Source organism: Amycolatopsis sp. VC5-11 (assembly GCF_037034185.1).
Lineage (GTDB): Bacteria > Actinomycetota > Actinomycetes > Mycobacteriales > Pseudonocardiaceae > Amycolatopsis > Amycolatopsis nivea.
In genome coordinates this window covers 1112572-1129300 of record NZ_JBAGKF010000001.1, presented here as the reverse complement: position 1 = coordinate 1129300, position 16729 = coordinate 1112572, and the positions used below count along the sequence as shown (strand labels likewise).

The window sequence follows — 16729 nt, the reverse complement described above, 5'->3', positions numbered from 1 at the left end:
GTCCTAACGACCACTGCTCAGATAGGTTACACACCCCTCCAGCCCCTCCGGAAGGCACCCCCCTCAACGCTGCAGCACCCGCCGCAACCAGGGAGAACGGCCGCCGAGGCCCTCGGCTTCGAAGGTGGCGATGCCGACGCGCGGGAGGGATCCGACGCCGGGGTAGACGAGATACCGCGGGACCCACCGGGGCTGGAACTTGGCGTTGAACCGGTAGAGGCTTTCGATCTGGATCCAGCGCGAGAAGAAGTGCAGGACTTTCGCCGAAAGGCGCGCGACCGGGCCGGCACCGATGCGTTGGCCCTGTTCCATCAGGGCGCGGAAGGCGGCGAAGTTCAGCGACACGTGGTCGATGTCGTGCTCGCGGGAGTACAGCAGCAGCTCCGAGATCATCAGCTCGTTCACGCCGTTGTCGACGGTGCGGTCGCGGCGCATCACGTCCAGCGACAGGCCTCGCTCTCCCCACGGCACGAACTGCAGCACGCCTCGGACGCGGCCGCCCTGCTCCGCGGTGACGATCACCGAACCTGGGTCGCCCATGCGGCCCAGCGCCATCGAGAACCCGCGTTCGGTTTCGGTGCCGCGCCAGGTGGCGGCGAGGTGCACCAGTTCGGGCAGTTCGCCCGGACGCAGGTCTTCGGCCCGGCGCACCAGGACCTTGTAACCGGCCCGCTTCGTCCGCGACGCCGCCTGCCGTACGCCGCGCATCACGCGGCCTTCCAGTGTGAACGTCTGGGTGTCGACGACCGCCTCGTCGCCGATTTCCAGTACCTCCAGGCCGAACCGGGCCCACACCGTCGCGCCCAGTTCGGACGCGCCCATCGCGGCGGGCACCCAGGCGTTGCGCTGGCAGATGTCCAGGTACTCCTCGATCGCGCCGGGCCAGGCCTCGTGGTCGCCGAGCGGATCGGCCGAGGTCAGCGCGACGCCGGCGATCACGCGGAAGGTGACGGCCGCCTTGCCGGTCTTGGAGAAGACCGCGAACTTGTCGCGGCGCAGCGCGAAGTAGCCGAGCGAATCCCGTTCCCCGTGCTGCTTCAGCAACTCGTGCAGCCGCGCGAGTTCGTCGTCGGACAGCTCCGGCGCGGGTTCGGCCGAGCGCAGCAGGAAGTACGCCGACACCAGCACGCCGGTGATGCTGAAGATCAGCCCGATCGACGCGGACAGGTCCTCGAACCACATCTCGTGGAACACCGCCGGCCCGCTGACGCCGGTGAGCGCGAGCGCGGACTGGGACAGCCGGTCGGCGAAGCTCAGCGGGTCGAGCATCCGGGCGGGCGCGACCGACAGCAGCGCGAAGTTGAGCACGAACCCGGCCAGCACCAGTTGCAGCAGCACCCGCAGCGCGCGCCAGCGGCCGACGGTCGGGTCCGGGCGGGCGATGAAGTACCGCCGCGTGCCGAGAAGCCCGGCGAGCAGCACCATCGACACCACGCCGGCGCCGAAAACGTGCCGCAGCCCGAGGTGGGACAGCGCCAGCAGCGCGGCGAAGCCGACCGCCAGCTGCCAAGCGCGGCGTTTGCGGCGCCGGAGCCCAGCCGCGAGCATGATCAGCAACACACCGGTGACCAGTGCCACAGCGGCCGCCGCGGTGGTCGCTTCGCTCGGCAGTTCCAGCCATTTGGCGACGTGCCCGCGCACGTCGCGGCCAACCGGGACGACCGTGGACACGATCGCCAGCAGCCCGGCCAGCCTGGTCACCCACGTGATCGCGACGACCGACGTGACGCCTGCCGCCTGCCAAGTGTGCTGCGCGCGTGTCCCCGTCACCACGCGTGCAACACGCACGGCCCTGCCATGCTTCCCCCCGTTGGCGCGTTCACTCCGCGGCGAGCTCCACAAAGGGGGCCAGCGCGGCCGGGTTGGCCAGCGCGTCCGTGCTCACCGCCCTCTCCGGCGCGACTCCGGAGAGAATCCGCTTCACTGGTACTTCGCACTTCTTACCGTTCAACGTACGGGGAATCTCGGAAACGACCAGGAACCGATCGGGTACGTGTCGTGGCGACAGCGCACCGCGAATCTCTTTCCGCAGGTCAGGCTCTACCTCTTCGAGCTTCGCGCCCGGCGCGAGTACGAGAAAACACAGCAGCTGCCCGTCGTCGTTGCCCGCCGCCGACGTGTCGATGACGAGCGAGTCGGCGACCGTGGCGAACCCTTCCGCGACCCGGTAGAACTCGGCGGTGCCCATCCGGACGCCGCCGCGGTTGAGCGTCGAATCGCTGCGGCCGTAGACCACCGCCGAACCGCGGCGCGTGATCTTGACCCAATCGCCATGCCTCCAGATACCCGGGTATGTGTCGAAGTACGCCTCGCGCAGCCGGGAACCGTCCGGGTCGTTCCAGAACGAGACCGGCATGGACGGCATCGGTTCGGTGATCACCAGCTCGCCGACCTCCTCGACCACCGGCTCGCCGTGGTCGTCGAACGCCGCCGCGGCCACGCCGAGCGCGCGGCAGGACAGTTCGCCGAGCCACACCGGAACGTCCGGCGCGGCCGCGACGATCGCCGCGCACAGGTCGGTGCCGCCGGAGACCGAGCAGATCTGCACGTCCCGGCCGATCGCGTCGGCGATCCAGCGGAAACCCTCGGAGGACAACGGCGAACCGGTCGAGCCGACCACGCGCAGCGCGCTGAGGTCGTAGCGTTCGGCCGGGGCGAGGCCCGCCTTGAGGCAGCTCTGGATGAACGGCGCGGACGTGCCGAAGTAGGTGACGCGGTGCTGTTCGGCCAGATGCCACAGCGCGTTCAGGTCCGGATGGCCGGGACTGCCGTCGTACAGCACGATCGTGGCGCCGACGAGAAGCCCGGAGGCGATGAAGTTCCACATCATCCAGCCGGTGGTGGTGAACCAGAAGAACCGGTCCCCCGGCTCGAGCCCGCTCTGCAGGCCCAGCGCCTTGAAGTGTTCGACGACGATGCCGCCGTGGCCCTGCACGATCCCCTTCGGGAGCCCGGTCGTGCCCGAGGAATACAGGATCCACAACGGATGCGCGAAGTCCACCGGCTCGTACGCCAGCTCGCCGCCCGCGTGTTCGGCGAGCATCGCGTTCCAGTCGATGACGCCGTCCAGCGTCCCGTCGCCCAGGTATTTCACCAAAACGGTGGCTTCGATCGACGGAATCTGGTCGCGCAGCTGCTGAACGGTGTCCCGGATGTCGAATTTCCGTCCGTTGTAAGCATATCCGTTCACCGCGATGAGCACCTTCGGCTCGATCTGGGTGAACCGGTCGGCGATCGCGCGGATCCCGAAGTCCGGGGAACACGACGACCAGATCGCGCCGAGGCTGGCGGTGGCGAGGAAAGCGATGAGCGTCTGCGGGCAGTTCGGCGCGAGCGCGACGACGCGATCTCCTTTGCCGACACCGAAAGCACGCAACGCGGCGCGCGCGGCGGCGACGTGCGCGCGGAGGTCGCCGTAGGTGAATTGCTCGGCGAGCCCGTCCTCGCGGTGGAAAATCACCGCGAGTTCGTCGTCGGCCTTCGTGGCCCCGCCGGTGCCCGGGCTCAGCGAATGTTCGGCGTAGTTGAGCGTGCCGCCGTCGAACCATTTCGCGTCCGGCATCGCGCCGGACAGGATTTCCCGCGGCCGCTCATGCCAGCGCACGCCGAAGAACTCCGCCACCGCGGTCCAGAACTCCGGAACTTGCTCGACCGAGTAGTGCCACAGGTCGGCGTAATCGGCAAGGTCGACGCCGCGCTGCTCGCGCAGCCATCGGCGGAAGGCCTCGATCTTCGAGTCAGCGACCCGGTTCGGGTCGGGTCGCCAAAGCACCTCGGGAACAGCGGCGTTCTCGGTCACTCGCCGATGCTAACCCCGGCATGCGCGCAAAGTCCTTTTTCGACCGTGCCGACCCCGGACAGCAGCGCGCGGACGACGTCGAGGACGAACTCGCGGGTCAGGTCCTGGTGCCCGAACAGCGCGCGGAACACGACGGGGGCGGCGAACAGGTCCAGCAGCAGGTCGACGTCCTGGCCGGGCCGGAGGTCCCCGCGCTCCTCGGCCTTGCGCAGGGAAACGACGCAGGCCTCCCGGCGCGGGGCCCAGAACGAGGTCAGGAAGTCCTCCCGCAGCTCCGGGTCGTCCGCCAGATCGACGGCCAGCGCCGGGAGGACGCGGCCGAAGACCGGGTCCTCCAGGCCGATCCGGAGTGCGTCGAGGTGGCCGACGAGATCGCAGCAGGTGCACCCGGTGTCGATCTCCGCGACTCCGGTGCGCGCCTCGGCCAGCGCGGCGACCACCACGTGCTTCTGGCTCTTCCACCGGCGCCGGATGGCAGGTTTGGTAGTGCCCGCGCGCTGGGCGATGGCCTCCATGGTCAGCGCCGAATAGCCGGATTCCCGGACCAGTTCGCACACCGCGACCAGCACGGCGTGGTCGATCCGCTCGTCGCGTTGGCGCGCCATGAATTCTCCCGCTATCCGTTGAGCAGCACGACCTTACCGAACGATTTCCCCTGCTCCACGTGCTGGAGGGCAGCCGCGGCGCCGGCGAGCGGGAACGTTTGGTCGCGCACGGCGGCGAGCTGACCGTCTTCCACGAGCTCGAGGACGCGGTCCCACGACTTCCGGCGTTCTTCCGGCGGCACCGAGGTCAGGCTGAACGCGAACAACGTCGGCGACTTGTGGAAATCGCGCATCAGCGGCTCGAACGCTTCCGGTTCCGGAACACCCGCCGTTCCTCCACAAAGGACATAGCGACCGTTGGGGCGCAACAGTTCCAGATGCTCCCGGACCTGCGGGCCAGCCGCGGTGTCGATGATGACATCGTAAGTCTCCTCGGGACGCTCGCGGGTGCGGTCGACGATTTTCGCGGCACCGAGAGTCCGGAGCCGTTCGCCGTACTCCGCCGAGGACGTCACTGCGGTGACCTCGGCACCGCGAGCGTGGGCGATCTGGGTCGCGAGCACGCCGATCCCGCCGCTCGCGCCGCGGACGAGCACCCGTTCGCCAGGTGCCACCCCAGCCCGATGCACCGCGCTCTCGGCGACCATCGCGTTCACTCCGAGGGCGACCGCGTCGGCCGGATCGAGGTTTTCGGGCACGGGATACAGCTGGTCCGCGTCGGCGACAACCTGCTCGGCGTAGCCGCCGGAAAGGACCAGCGCCAGCACTCTCCGCCCGTCCCGCATCCGGCCGACGACCTCGACGCCCGGCACTGAGGTGGCGCCATTCCGCAGATTCATGATGTCGAAGTAGCCGACGCCGATGGCCTCGACCTCGACGGCGGCTTGCCCTGGGCCAGGAGCCGGGTCAGGGGTATCGGCCAGGACGAGTCGCTGCTGGGGTTCGACAAGCACCGCTTTCACAGGTGGTTCCTCTCGCGTTAACGTTTCGATCCGGATCGGAACGTTATGCGAGTGCACAGCGACCCGTCAAGGGTGCTGCCGAAGATCAGCGGAGGTGCGCGTTGAACCAGTCGAGGGTGCGCTGCCAAGCCTCTTCCGCCGCGCTGGGATCGGCGTCGAAGCGGTGGTTGGCACCCGGATAGTGCACGACGTTCGTCGCGACTTTGGCCGACGCCGCGGCCTCGCGCAGTTGCTCCACCTCGGCTTCGCCCGCCTCGTCCCCGGCGTCGCCGTACATGCCGAGCCACGGGCTGGTCACGCGTCCGGCGATTTCCAGCAGCTTCGGCAGTTCCGCCACCGCCTGGCCGCCGACGCTCACCGCCGCGCCGAACTTGCGGTGCGAGGCGACTACCAGCGCCGCCGTGCCGCCGAGATCGAAGCCGACGACGCCGCGCAGGTCGGCCTCGACGCCGCGGTCGGTGAGCCATTCGAGCGTGCGGTCGGTGGCGTCGAGCAGGTCGCGCTGGGTGAGCTTTTCGCCGGATTCGATGTGCGGGGTGACGGTGAGCCAGCCTTCGCCGGCAAGGCTTTTGACCAGCAGCAGGACGCCGTCGGTGACCCCGTCGCCCTCGTGCAGGACCACCAGGCCGCCGCGAAGAGCGCCGTCGGGTTCGGCGAAGGTGAGGCGGAGGGTGCTGCCGTCGGTACGCTGGTGATCCACGGTGGTCGTCGACGTCATCGCCTCATGCAATCACCTCCGGGTGAACATTGGGAACCTTTCCGGATCCGCCGGGGCGAGATACGGTGACCCCGTCGTCCCGTGAAAACCGAGGAGTTCCGACGATGCCGTCCCTCGCCCCCCGCCCTGACCTCGATTCGTTGCCGAAGTACGTCCCTGGCCGGACGATCGAAGGGGCCGTCAAGCTCGCGAGCAATGAGGTGCCCGGCGGTCCGCTGCCGAGCGTCCAGGCGGCGATCACGGCTGCGGTCACCGGAGTGAACCGCTACCCGGACAACGGTTCCCAGGCTTTGCGCGAGCGGCTTTCGCGGCGGCTGGACGTGCCTGCCGAACGCCTCGCGATCGGCTGCGGTTCGGTGTCGCTGTGCCAGCAGATGATCCAGGCGCTGTGCGGTCCCGGCGACGAGGTGCTGTTCGGCTGGCGGTCGTTCGAGGCCTACCCGATCGTGGTGCAGGTGGCGCTCGCGACGGGCGTGAAGGTTCCGCTGACGCCGGAGCACGGGCTGGACCTCGACGCGATGCTGGCGCGGATCACCGACCGCACGAAGCTGGTGTTCGTCTGCAACCCCAACAACCCGACCGGCACCGTGCTGCACCGGGACGAGATCGAGCGGTTCCTCGAAGCGGTGCCGCCGCACGTGCTCGTGGTGCTGGACGAGGCGTACAAGGAATTCGTCACCGACCCCGAGGTGCCGGACGGCGTCGAGTTCACGCGGACGCACAGCAATGTGGCGGTGCTGCGCACGTTCTCGAAGGCGTACGGGCTCGCCGGGCTGCGGGTCGGTTACGCGGTGGCTCCGGAGCCGATCGCGCAGGCGCTGCAGCAGGTGTACGTGGCGTTTTCGGTGAACAGCATCGCGCAGGTGGCCGCGATCGCGTCGCTCGACGCGGAGGACGAACTGCTCGCCCGGTGCCAGGAAATCATCTCCGAACGCACCCGCGTGCGGGACGCGCTGCTGGAAATGGGCTACGAGATCCCGCCGACCCAGGCGAACTTCGTGTGGTTCCCGCTCGGCGACGCCACCGCGGCCTTCGCGGAGCACATGCTGGACCGGAAGCTGATCGTGCGCCCGTTCCCCGGCGAGGGCGCGCGCGTGACGATCGGAACGCCGGAGGAGAACGACCTGTTCCTGGCCGCGGCCAAGGAATTCCGCGCTATTTGAGCACCAGCTGCACGACCGCGGCGAGCCCGATCACGACGATCACGCCGCGCAACACGGTGGGCGGCAGTTTGCGGCCGATCCTGGCCCCGAGCTGCCCGCCGATCGTGGACCCGAGCGCGAGCAGCCCGATCACCGGCCAGCTCACCGGGGCGACGAACGCGTAAATCGTGCCGGCGACGATGTTCACGACCGCGGACAGCACGTTCTTGACGCCGTTGAGCCGCTGCAGCGGTTCGGACAGCAACATGCCCATGACGGCCATCATCATCACGCCCTGCGCGGCGGTGAAGTAGCCGCCGTAGATGCCGATGACGAACAGCAGCCCGAACAGCAACGGCCCGGCGTGATGCTCGCGCCCGTTGGCCTCGCGGCGCTTCTGCACCCACTTCGACACCTTCGGCTGAACGATCACGAGCACGACGGCGAGCCCGACGAGCACCGGAACGATCTTCTCGAAGGCGTCCTTGGGCAGCGTCAGCAGGAGAATGGTGCCGCCGATGGCCCCGAAGAACGAGGCGACCGCGAACCGCACCACCTGCGGCCAGTAGCCGACCAGCTCATGCCGGTAGCCATAGGCCCCGCTGATCGTCCCCGGCGCGAGCCCGACGGCGTTCGACGTCGTAGCCGTCACCGGCGGATACCCCAGCGCGACGAGCACCGGAAAGGTCACGAGCGTCCCGGAACCGACGACGGTGTTGATCGTCCCGGCCCACATCCCGGCAATGAAGATGACGACGGCATGCCACCAGGTCATAAAGCACTCACCCGCTGACCCTAAGCAGCACCCCCGACACCCGGCGACGCGATGTGTCCGGTCAGACACTTGACGGCACCTTCGCGGGGCACGGGGAGGCTCGGTGATGGGCCTGGGTTCAGCTCACCGGCTGCCTGCCGTGCACACACCCGACGGCATCGCCCGCGAGCCACCGCGCCCGCGCCATGCACGTGCGCCAGCTGCACGCCATGCACACGCAACGACTGCCCGCCGCGAACGCACGCCCAACGGCATCACCCACGAGCCAACACGGCCGCGTGTATGCGCACCCGCCCGCCCGTCATGCCCGCACAGTCGACCGCGTCGCCCGCGAGCCGACGCCTCGCCGCGCAGACGCGCCAGCTGCACGCCATGCACACGCATCGGCTGCCCGCCGCGCATGCTCACCCGCAACCCGCCGCGCACACGCACCCGTGGTCTGCCGCGCATGCTCACCGGTTGGCCGCCGCGCACGCAGACCCGACGGCACCGCCCGCAAGCCGACACCTCCGTCGCGCCCGCCCGCCCGACGGCATCACCCAGCGAGCCGACACCTCCGCCAGCGCACGTCCCACTTCGCCTACCGAGCCCGCGCTTCACCCGCGCCGCCCGTCCGCACCAGCTTCTCCCTCCGCACCCCTCCTTCCATCCACATTCCCGCCTCCACCGCCGACCAGCGCCTCACCGACCAGCACCTCACCGCTCAAAAACGCAAAACTCATTCCCCTCCGGATCCGCCATCACCCACCACTCCCGGTCCTCGCCCCGCTCCGCCACCATCCGTGCTCCGGCGGCACGCAGCTCCGCCGGATCTCCCCACACGTCCAGGTGCATCCGGTTCTTCACCGTCTTGCGCTCCGGCACCGGGTTCAGCCAGAGCAACGGCCCCTCCCCTGCCGGGTCGACGATGGCGACCGGCCAGTCCGGCGGCCTCTCTCCGGGCGGGCTTCGGCGGACGTAGCCGAGCGTCGAACACCACCAGTCGGCTTGTGCCTGGTGGTCGAGTGCGTCCAGTGCCAGATCCTTGAATTTCGCGGTCATGGTCCCTCCCTTTCCCACCAAAGATCGTGACACCCGCCACCGACAATTTCGCGCGGCTCGGGTCGCCAGCTGCCAGGATGGGCGGCGTGGCTCACGAATCCGAGCAGGTCTGGAGCGCCACGGTCGACCATCTGCGCACGATGATCGACTCGGGCGAGCTCCCGCCGGGCTCGCGCCTGCCCGCGGAACGCGCGTTGTGCGAGCAGCTCGGCATCAGCCGCGGGTCGTTGCGGCAGGCGTTGCGGGTCCTGGATTCGATCGGTTACGTCCAGATCCGCGCCGGGTCAGGCACCTACGTCCGCGAGCAGGGCACTGCGGAAAGCCCGCTGAGCAGCTGGTTTTCCGAGCACGAGCAGCTGGTGGAGAAGTTGTTCGACCTCCGCGCGACCGTCGAACCCACCCTCGCCGAGCGGCTCGCGACGCAGCACACGCCGCGCGTCGTGCAGCGGCTCGCGGACAACGTCGCGGAGATGGAGGAGGCCGCGGCGGCCGGGGACATGCTGCGCGTCATCGCGACGGACGCCGAGTTCCATCGGGTGATCGCGGGCAACGCGGGCAACGACGACGTCGCGGACCTGCTCCGTTCGGTGCTCGCGCTGGTCGGCGAGGAACGCCGGGCCGCTCTGCGGCTTCCTGGGCAGATCCGCAAGGCCGTGGCCGAGCATCGCGCGATCCTCGACGCCATCAGCCGGTCGGACGCGGCCGCGGCGCGCGAGATCACGCTCAAGCACCTGCTGGACGCGAAAACCTACGCCCACGACTACGCGTCTTCCTGAATCAGCACCCGCGCAGCACGACGCGATCAGCGCTACAGTATTCACAAGTTTATAAAAAGACTGATACCAAGGGGGCCCGGCCGTGGAGAAAGTGCACTTCACCGAGGAGAAGGCGACCAACCTGGGCACGCTGTACGGCCGCGCCCTCGACGCTCGCCGCAAAGACCCGATTCTCGGTGACACCGCGGCGGACGAAGCGGTCAAGAAGATCGACTACGACTTCAGCAAGCTCGGTGTCAACGAAAACTCCTCGGTCTCCGTCGCGATCCGGGCGCGCGCGATCGACGCGATGGCCGCCGAGTGGCTCGTCGAGCACCCGGACGCGATCGTCGTGCACCTCGGCTGCGGGATGGACACCCGCGTGTACCGGCTCGACCCGCCGCCCTCGGTCGCCTGGTTCGATGTGGACTATCCCGAGGTCGTGGACGTCCGCGGCCGGATCTACCCGGAACGGCCGGGGTACGCCATGATCGGTTCGTCGGTCACCGATTTCGGCTGGCTCGACCAGGTTCCCGGCGACCGCGAGGCGCTCATCGTGGCCGAGGGGCTCACCATGTACCTCACCGCGGAGTCCGGGACCGAACTGGTCCGCAGGCTCGTCGGCAGGTTCCCGTCCGGCCGGATCGTGGCCGATTTCTTCAGCTCGCTCGGCGTCAAGGCGCAGATGATCAACCCGGTGGTCCGCCGCTCGGGCGCGACTTTGCATTGGGGCATCGACGATCCGCACGAACTCGAGCGCTACGGCCTGCGCCTGGTGTCCTGTTTGGACGCGACCGAGTGGGCGAGCGACGAAGTCCTCGCGAAGATCCCGGCCGGGTCCCGGCTGGCCTTGCGCGCGTCGGCGCTGTTCCCGGTGATCCGGAAAATGGGCCGGATCGCCGAATGGGATTTCTGAATCCCTGACCGGAACCGCGGCAACGGCGGTTACCGGGTTTCCAGCACCCGCGCCACGAACCGGCTGATCTTCTCGTTCATCCGCTCGACGGCTTCTTCCTGCGTGAGCGTCTCCTTCGGCTGCGGCACCGCGGGCTTGAGTTCGCCGCGCAGGTACGCGCTGCACTCCAGGTCGGCGCACAAATACGTGCCGACCGTATTGCCGTCGCGGCCGGCTTTCCCGGCGAGCCGCGCGCTGAACAGCGTGATGTCGGCGAGCGGATGCGTCGTGGTGCAGAACGCGCAGATGTTGCTGCGCACCCGTGATTTCGCCGGCGGCGCGGCGCGCAGCGACAGGCCGATCAGCTCGTCGCCGTGCGGTACGACGAGGTACGCCCGGCCGGGAGCCTTCACGTCGCGCCAGCCGAGGAAGTCGCGCTTCTCCCACGGGACGTCCGCGGGCAGCGTGACGGACTTGGCTTCCCCGCGAGAACAGTTGACGAACGAGGCGCGGATCTCCGCGGGGTCGAGCGGTTGCATACGGCCACGCTAACCATCGCGCCACCGCGGCGGCGACAGCTTTTTTCGCTCCCGGCCCCGCCACCCCATACGATCTGCGGGTGCGCACGATGATCGCGGGGAGGTTCCGGCTGGTTCTGCGCACCAGTCTGGGCTTCGCCGCGCTCGGCGTCGGATCGAGTGTCGCCGGTGCCGGAGTCGTCGCGTTGCTGCTGCTCCTGCAGGGGTTGCCCGAGGACGTCGACGACCGCGGCTGGGTGCTCGGCGTCACCGCGGCCGGGGTGGTCGCGCTCGCCCTGATCGTCGGCACGCTCTGGACCGCCTACCTGCAGCGCCGCACCGTGGTGTGGTTCACGATCGGCCGCCCGCCGACCGCGGACGAGGCGAAACGCGCGCTGCGGCTGCCGTTCGACATGGCTGTGGTGAGCGGCACGCTCTGGCTGATCGGGGCACTCGCGCTGGGCATTCTGGCCGGCGTTCTCGGTTCGCTCGGCGACGCGGCGGGCATCGCACTCACCATCGGCCTCGGCGGGCTGACCACAGTCGGGCTCACCTACCTGGCCGCGGAATGGGTCGCGCGTCCGGTGATGACGATGGCACTCGACGTGCTGCCGCCGCGCGGTTCGCTGCCGGTCACGGTGCTGACCCGGCTGGTCGTCACCTGGGTGCTGGCGAGCGGCGTGCCGCTGATCGGCGTGCTGCTCGTGACCACGCCGCCCGATCTCGGCCGCAACGGGAACCCGACGGCGAGCCTGATCGTGCTGTCGGTGACCGGCCTGACGACCGGCGCGATCGGCACCGCGCTCCTGTCCCGCGCCGTCGCCGCGCCGCTGCACCGGCTGCGGATCGCGCTGGACGGCATCGCGCGCGGACGCAAGGACGTGCACGTCGACGTGGACGACTCCAGCGAGATCGGGATGCTGCAGACGTCGGTCAACGACCTCGCCGCCGGCCTGCGCGAACAGGACCGGATGCGCGATCTCTTCGGCCGCCACGTCGGCACCGACGTCGCCCGGCACGCGCTCGAATACGGCGCTTCGCTCTCCGGCGACGTCCGCGAGGTCACCGCGTTGTTCGTCGACGTCGTGGACTCGACTGCGCTCGCGTCGCGCACTCCGCCGCAGGAACTGGTCGAGAAGCTGAACCGGTTTTTCGCGAGCGTGGTGTCCGCGGTGGACGCTCGGGGCGGGCTGGTCAACAAGTTCCAGGGCGACGCCGCGCTGTGCGTTTTCGGCGCGCCGACCCGGCTGTCCGACGGCCCGACGATGGCGCTCGCCGCGGCCCGCGCGATCCGCGACGCGGTGCTGGCGGAAGGCGAGCTCGACCTGGGGATCGGCGTCGCGACCGGACAGGTGTTCGCCGGGCAGCTCGGTGCGTCGAGCCGCCTGGAGTACACCGTGATCGGCGACGCGGTGAACGAGGCCGCGCGGCTCACCGAACACGCGAAAGCGGTTCCGTCGCGGGTGCTCGCCAGCGAAACGACGGTGAAAGCCGCGCTGGGCGGCGAACGGGAACATTGGCGGCTGCACGGCGAACTCCACCTCCGCGGCCGCCACCGCGAGACCCGGACCTGGACGACCTAGAGTTCCCGGCCTTCGTTCATCGCCTCCGTGATCCGGGCCAGAAAGTCCCGCACCACAGCGCTTTCCGCCGCGTTGAGCGTGCGCGACACCGCGTCCAGCTTCTCGATCGGCGGCCGCCACACCGCCGCCGCGATCTCCCGCGCGGCATCGGTGACCGTGACCGCCACTCGCCGCCGGTCGGTGTCGCTGCGGACGCGCGCCAGGTAACCGGCCTCTTCCATCCGGTCCACGAGCGTGGTCGCCGACGGTCCGCTGATCCCGAGGCGGCGGCCCAGTTCCACCGGCCCCATCGGCCCGTGGTGGTTGAGGATCGCGATCGCGGTGAGGTCGTTCGCGTTCATCTCGACGCTCTTCGCCATCCGCGCCATCAGGTCACGGCTGGCCTCGATGACGTCGCGCACCGCGAAGGTCGTCTCGTTCATGTTCGCGAGCGCTGCCTGGTTCTCGTCCACGCGACCCTCCTTGTCAGTAGAGAAACTAATAGATAGGTTATCTATGTACCTCAGCAACGGCAAGGAGGAGCACCATGACCCGTCGCAGTCTTCTCGTCTCCGGAGCCAGCATCGCCGGTCCCGCGCTCGCTTCCCGGCTCGCACGCTCCGGCTGGGACGTCACCATCGTCGAACGGTTCGATCATCTGCGCGAGGAGGGCCAGAACGTCGACATCCGCGGCGTCGGCCGCCAAGTGCTGCGCAAAATGGGGCTCGAAGAGGCGGTCCGCGCCGCGCACACCGGCGAGGTCGGCACGCAGTTCGTGGACGGACACGGCCGCGTGGTCGCCGAATTCCGCGCCGGCGAGGGCGATTCCGGAGGCGGGACGGCCGAGATCGAAATCCTGCGCGGCCAGCTGTCGAGACTGCTGTACGAGCAGTCAGCCGGCGAGACGACCTATCGATTCGGCGACCAGATCCAGGCGTTGCACGACGACGGCACCGGCGTGGACGTCGACTTCCAAAGCGGCCAAACCCAGCGCTTCGACGCCGTCGTCATCGCCGAAGGCCTGCGCTCCCGCACCCGCGCGATGCTGATGCCAAAGGCGCGTCCGCACGAACTCGGCCTCTACACCGCACACCTCGCGATTCCGCGCATCGCCACCGACAACGCTTGGTGGCGCACGATGTTCTGCGGTCGCGGGCGGATGTTGTTCCTGCGTCCGGACAACGTCGGCACGATGCGCGCCGGACTGTTCTTCCTGTCCGACGTGCGCGGACTGGACCGGCTCACCCCCGAAGACACCGTGTCCGTGCTGCGCAAGACGTACGCCGACGTCGGCTGGGAAGGACCGCGCGTACTGGCTGAAATGGACAACGGCTCGCTGTACCTGGAGGGCGTCGGCCAGACGAAACTGCCGACGTGGCACCAAGGCCGGGTCGTCTTGCTCGGCGACGCCGCGTACTGCGCTTCACCGATCAGCGGCATGGGCACGACGCTCGCCCTGACCGGCGCGTACATCCTGGCCGGAGAACTCATGGCCCACGAAGACCCGCAGGCGGCGTTCAGTCAGTACGAACGCCGGATGCGGCCGCTGGTCGCCGAGGCGCAGCGGCTTTTCCCCGGTGCACCGCAGGTGACGATGCCGAGGTCGCGGGCGCATCGGACCGCGCTCCACGCCGCGCTGCGGATGGCGAGCACGCCGTTGGCGCAGCGGCTGGGCAAGGTCGCTGGACGGTTCGAGAAGCCGCGTTCGGAAGCGATCGCGCTGCCGGAGTACGCGTAGCTCAGGGCAGCTCGGGCCAGGTCAGCACCGTGGAGCCCCAGGTCAGCCCGGCTCCGAACGCGGTAAGCAGCACCCGGTGGCCCGGCGTCAGCGTCCCGTCGGCGACCGCGTCCGCGAGCGCCAGCGGGATCGACGCCGCGCTGGTGTTGCCGACCCGCTCGATGTTCGACACCACCGCGTCCGCGGGCATGCCGAGCTGTTTCGCGGTCGCCTGGAGGATGCGGATGTTCGCCTGGTGACCGACGAACCGGTCGACGTCGCCGACCATCCAGCCGGCCTCTTCCAGCACCGCGCGCGAGGATTCCGCCATCCGCGCGCACGCCTGCCGGAACACGGCCGTCCCCTGCATGACCATGAACCGGTCCTTCGGGTTCTCCGGCACCCGCTGCGCCGCTCCGCCCGCCTCGACCCACAGCAGCTTGGCCAGTTCGCCCTCGCTGTGCAGGTCGAACGGGCCGAGCGCGCCGCGTTCGCCGGGCTCGCCCGCGCGCAGCAGCACCGCGCCGCCGCCGTCGCCGAAGATCGGCACCGTGGTGCGGTCGTCCGGGTCGACCAGCGAGGTGAAGACGTCCGCGCCGATCACCAGCACCCGCTCGGCGATCCCGCCCGCGATGAAGCCGGCGGCCGTAGCGAGCGCGTAGATGAAGCCGCTACACACCGCGTTGACGTCGAGGGCCAGCACCGTGCCGAGGCCGAGCCGGGCCGCCACCTGCGGCGCGGTGGCCGGGCACAGCTGGTCGGCGGTGGAGGTGGCGAGCACGACGGCGTCCGCGTACCCGTCCGGGCCGAGCGCCGCCCGTCCCGCCTCCTCGGCGAGATCCACTGTGGACTGGCCGGGGGCGACGCGGCGGCGCTCGCGGATCCCGGTGCGGGTGCGGATCCACTCGTCGCTGGTGTCCAGGCGGGCCGCGATCTCGTCGTTCGTCACCACGTGCTCGGGCAGCGCGCCGCCGATCCCGGCGACGACTGCGGCACGGTGGCGCGACCGGACAGCGCTCATGGCGGAACCTCCCAGACCGGCTTGTTGGCGGACGTCGCCGGTTGCCTCCCTTGTATGGCCTACCCCTGGGTAGACCGGTCAGTTGTGTTCCACGTCACTAAGAGACCTCTTCCACATTCGCTCGATAGGAGGTATTGCGACCAGCGTCTCGGCGGCGTGATAAACCCGAGGCTTTTTGTCGGTCCGCCCGGTTAGCCTGAAGTGTGCGCACTCCCGACCTGGACCAGCTTGACCTCGCCATCCTCTCCTGCCTGCAGACCGACGCCCGCACGATCGCCGAGGTCATCGGGTCCAAAGTCGGCCTGTCCGCCGCGGCCGTGCAGCGGCGGATCAAGCGGCTGCGCGAAGCCGGAGTGATCGAGAAGGAGGTCGCGGTGCTGTCCCCGGCCGCGCTCGGACTGGACATGACGTTCGTCGTCATGGTCGAGATGGAGCGCGAGAGCCTGGCGGTGCTCGACGGCTTCCGCGCCCAGGTCCTGGCCGACGACTGCGTGCAGCAGTGCTACTACGTCACCGGCACCGCGGACTTCGTCCTCGTGGTCACCTGCCCGGACATGGCGGCGTTCGAGAATTTCGCGCGGCGGATGTTCTTCGACAACCCCAACGTCCGGCATTTCACCACGAGCGTGGCCATGGACCGGGTCAAAGTGGGCCTCACGCTGCCGCTTTCCTGATCTGCGCGGAAACGCAAGGGTTCTGTGTCCGGCGTTACGTGTTCGCGGCCTGATGCAACCGATCGCGTGAACGTCGGCGGAACGACGTCATGTGCTCCCGAGTCGATCATCTCCCTGCCGACCAGTTCGCGAGGCGCGAACGACCGGAGGACTCCAGGAGCAGCCGTGCACACCACCGACGCCGTACACCAGACCCAGTTCGTACTGCTGAACGAGAGCACTACGCCGGTGCTGTCCCGCCTCTCCTTCCACGTGGCGGAGCCCTACGCGGTCACCGTGGCGTTCCGGACCGAGCGGGGCCGGTGGATCGAGTGGACGTTCGCCCGCGACCTGCTCGTGACCGGGCTGGACGAGCCGACCGGGATCGGCGACGTGCGGATCCGGCCGGACCTGTCCGAGGACGAGGCCTTGCTGACGCTGGAAATCGAGTCGCCCGACGGCTACGCGTCGTTCGAGCTGGAGCGCGCCGACCTCGAGGCGTTCCTCGAATCCTCCTACGAACTGGTGCCGCTCGGAGCCGAGAGCGAGCACTTCGACATCGACGGGCTGATCGAGGAGATCAGCAACGTCTGACCGAAGACCTGCCGATCCCGCGGCAATGCGGA

Annotated in this window: 17 protein-coding genes; 7 read left to right on the top strand and 10 right to left on the bottom strand. The window is 69.3% G+C overall.

Annotated elements, in window-relative coordinates:
* Positions 1-63 precede the first annotated feature (63 nt).
* The 5 genes from WA670_RS05590 to WA670_RS05570 form a co-directional block, all read right to left on the bottom strand.
* Positions 64-1773 (bottom strand): phosphatidylglycerol lysyltransferase domain-containing protein, encoded by a 1710-nt coding sequence (locus tag WA670_RS05590; RefSeq protein WP_037807237.1) that lies wholly within the window; start codon positions 1771-1773, stop codon positions 64-66.
* A gap of 46 nt (positions 1774-1819) precedes the next feature.
* Positions 1820-3799 (bottom strand): acetoacetate--CoA ligase, encoded by a 1980-nt coding sequence (locus tag WA670_RS05585; protein WP_336157059.1) that lies wholly within the window; start codon positions 3797-3799, stop codon positions 1820-1822.
* On the bottom strand, positions 3796-4404 hold the full coding sequence (locus WA670_RS05580) for a TetR/AcrR family transcriptional regulator (RefSeq protein WP_275291192.1): 609 nt from the start codon (positions 4402-4404) through the stop codon (positions 3796-3798). The genes WA670_RS05585 and WA670_RS05580 overlap by 4 nt, the downstream gene beginning before the upstream one ends.
* A gap of 11 nt (positions 4405-4415) precedes the next feature.
* Positions 4416-5306, bottom strand: coding sequence for a quinone oxidoreductase family protein (locus WA670_RS05575; protein WP_238603579.1), 891 nt, complete (start codon positions 5304-5306; stop codon positions 4416-4418).
* Between the two features lie 85 nt (positions 5307-5391).
* Positions 5392-6024 carry a dienelactone hydrolase family protein gene (locus WA670_RS05570; RefSeq protein ID WP_037807230.1) on the bottom strand — a complete coding sequence of 211 codons (633 nt, stop codon included), beginning with the start codon at positions 6022-6024 and terminating at the stop codon, positions 5392-5394.
* Positions 6025-6128: 104 nt separating this feature from the next.
* Here WA670_RS05570 and hisC point away from each other — a divergent pair, with 104 nt between their 5' ends.
* A complete protein-coding gene (hisC, locus tag WA670_RS05565; RefSeq protein ID WP_037807227.1) occupies positions 6129-7187 on the top strand; it encodes a histidinol-phosphate transaminase in 1059 nt (352 codons plus the stop codon).
* Here the strand turns inward: hisC and WA670_RS05560 are convergent.
* Both WA670_RS05560 and WA670_RS05555 read right to left on the bottom strand, forming a co-directional pair.
* The gene (locus tag WA670_RS05560; protein ID WP_134663931.1) at positions 7180-7941 is read right to left on the bottom strand and encodes a sulfite exporter TauE/SafE family protein; all 762 of its coding nucleotides are present in this window, start codon (positions 7939-7941) and stop codon (positions 7180-7182) included. The two genes, hisC and WA670_RS05560, sit on opposite strands and share 8 nt — an antisense overlap.
* Before the next feature lie 696 nt (positions 7942-8637).
* Entirely contained in the window at positions 8638-8982 is a 345-nt protein-coding gene (locus tag WA670_RS05555; protein WP_238603580.1) for a VOC family protein, read from the bottom strand.
* A gap of 77 nt (positions 8983-9059) precedes the next feature.
* Between WA670_RS05555 and WA670_RS05550 the strand changes: the two genes are divergently transcribed.
* Both WA670_RS05550 and WA670_RS05545 read left to right on the top strand, forming a co-directional pair.
* A complete protein-coding gene (locus WA670_RS05550; RefSeq protein WP_037807218.1) occupies positions 9060-9758 on the top strand; it encodes a FadR/GntR family transcriptional regulator in 699 nt (232 codons plus the stop codon).
* A gap of 82 nt (positions 9759-9840) precedes the next feature.
* Positions 9841-10653, top strand: coding sequence for a class I SAM-dependent methyltransferase (locus tag WA670_RS05545; RefSeq protein WP_238603581.1), 813 nt, complete (start codon positions 9841-9843; stop codon positions 10651-10653).
* A 29-nt stretch (positions 10654-10682) separates the two neighbouring features.
* On the opposite strand, the gene WA670_RS05540 is transcribed toward WA670_RS05545, so the two are convergent.
* Entirely contained in the window at positions 10683-11171 is a 489-nt protein-coding gene (locus tag WA670_RS05540) for an FBP domain-containing protein (protein WP_037807213.1), read from the bottom strand.
* Positions 11172-11260: 89 nt separating this feature from the next.
* Between WA670_RS05540 and WA670_RS05535 the strand changes: the two genes are divergently transcribed.
* Positions 11261-12733, top strand: a complete 1473-nt coding sequence (locus WA670_RS05535) for an adenylate/guanylate cyclase domain-containing protein (RefSeq protein ID WP_037807674.1) — start codon at positions 11261-11263, stop codon at positions 12731-12733.
* On the opposite strand, the gene WA670_RS05530 is transcribed toward WA670_RS05535, so the two are convergent.
* A complete protein-coding gene (locus WA670_RS05530) occupies positions 12730-13185 on the bottom strand; it encodes a MarR family winged helix-turn-helix transcriptional regulator (RefSeq protein WP_051728591.1) in 456 nt (151 codons plus the stop codon). The two genes, WA670_RS05535 and WA670_RS05530, sit on opposite strands and share 4 nt — an antisense overlap.
* A gap of 74 nt (positions 13186-13259) precedes the next feature.
* On the opposite strand from WA670_RS05530, the gene WA670_RS05525 reads away from it, so the two are divergent.
* Positions 13260-14450, top strand: a complete 1191-nt coding sequence (locus tag WA670_RS05525) for an FAD-dependent monooxygenase (RefSeq protein WP_336157055.1) — start codon at positions 13260-13262, stop codon at positions 14448-14450.
* A 1-nt stretch (position 14451) separates the two neighbouring features.
* On the opposite strand, the gene WA670_RS05520 is transcribed toward WA670_RS05525, so the two are convergent.
* Positions 14452-15450 carry a beta-ketoacyl-ACP synthase III gene (locus WA670_RS05520; RefSeq protein WP_336157054.1) on the bottom strand — a complete coding sequence of 333 codons (999 nt, stop codon included), beginning with the start codon at positions 15448-15450 and terminating at the stop codon, positions 14452-14454.
* A gap of 203 nt (positions 15451-15653) precedes the next feature.
* Between WA670_RS05520 and WA670_RS05515 the strand changes: the two genes are divergently transcribed.
* Positions 15654-16124: an Lrp/AsnC family transcriptional regulator gene (locus tag WA670_RS05515; RefSeq protein WP_009085935.1), complete on the top strand. Its 471-nt coding sequence runs from the start codon at positions 15654-15656 to the stop codon at positions 16122-16124.
* Positions 16125-16289: 165 nt separating this feature from the next.
* Positions 16290-16697 (top strand): SsgA family sporulation/cell division regulator, encoded by a 408-nt coding sequence (locus tag WA670_RS05510; RefSeq protein ID WP_043837742.1) that lies wholly within the window; start codon positions 16290-16292, stop codon positions 16695-16697.
* Positions 16698-16729 lie beyond the last annotated feature (32 nt).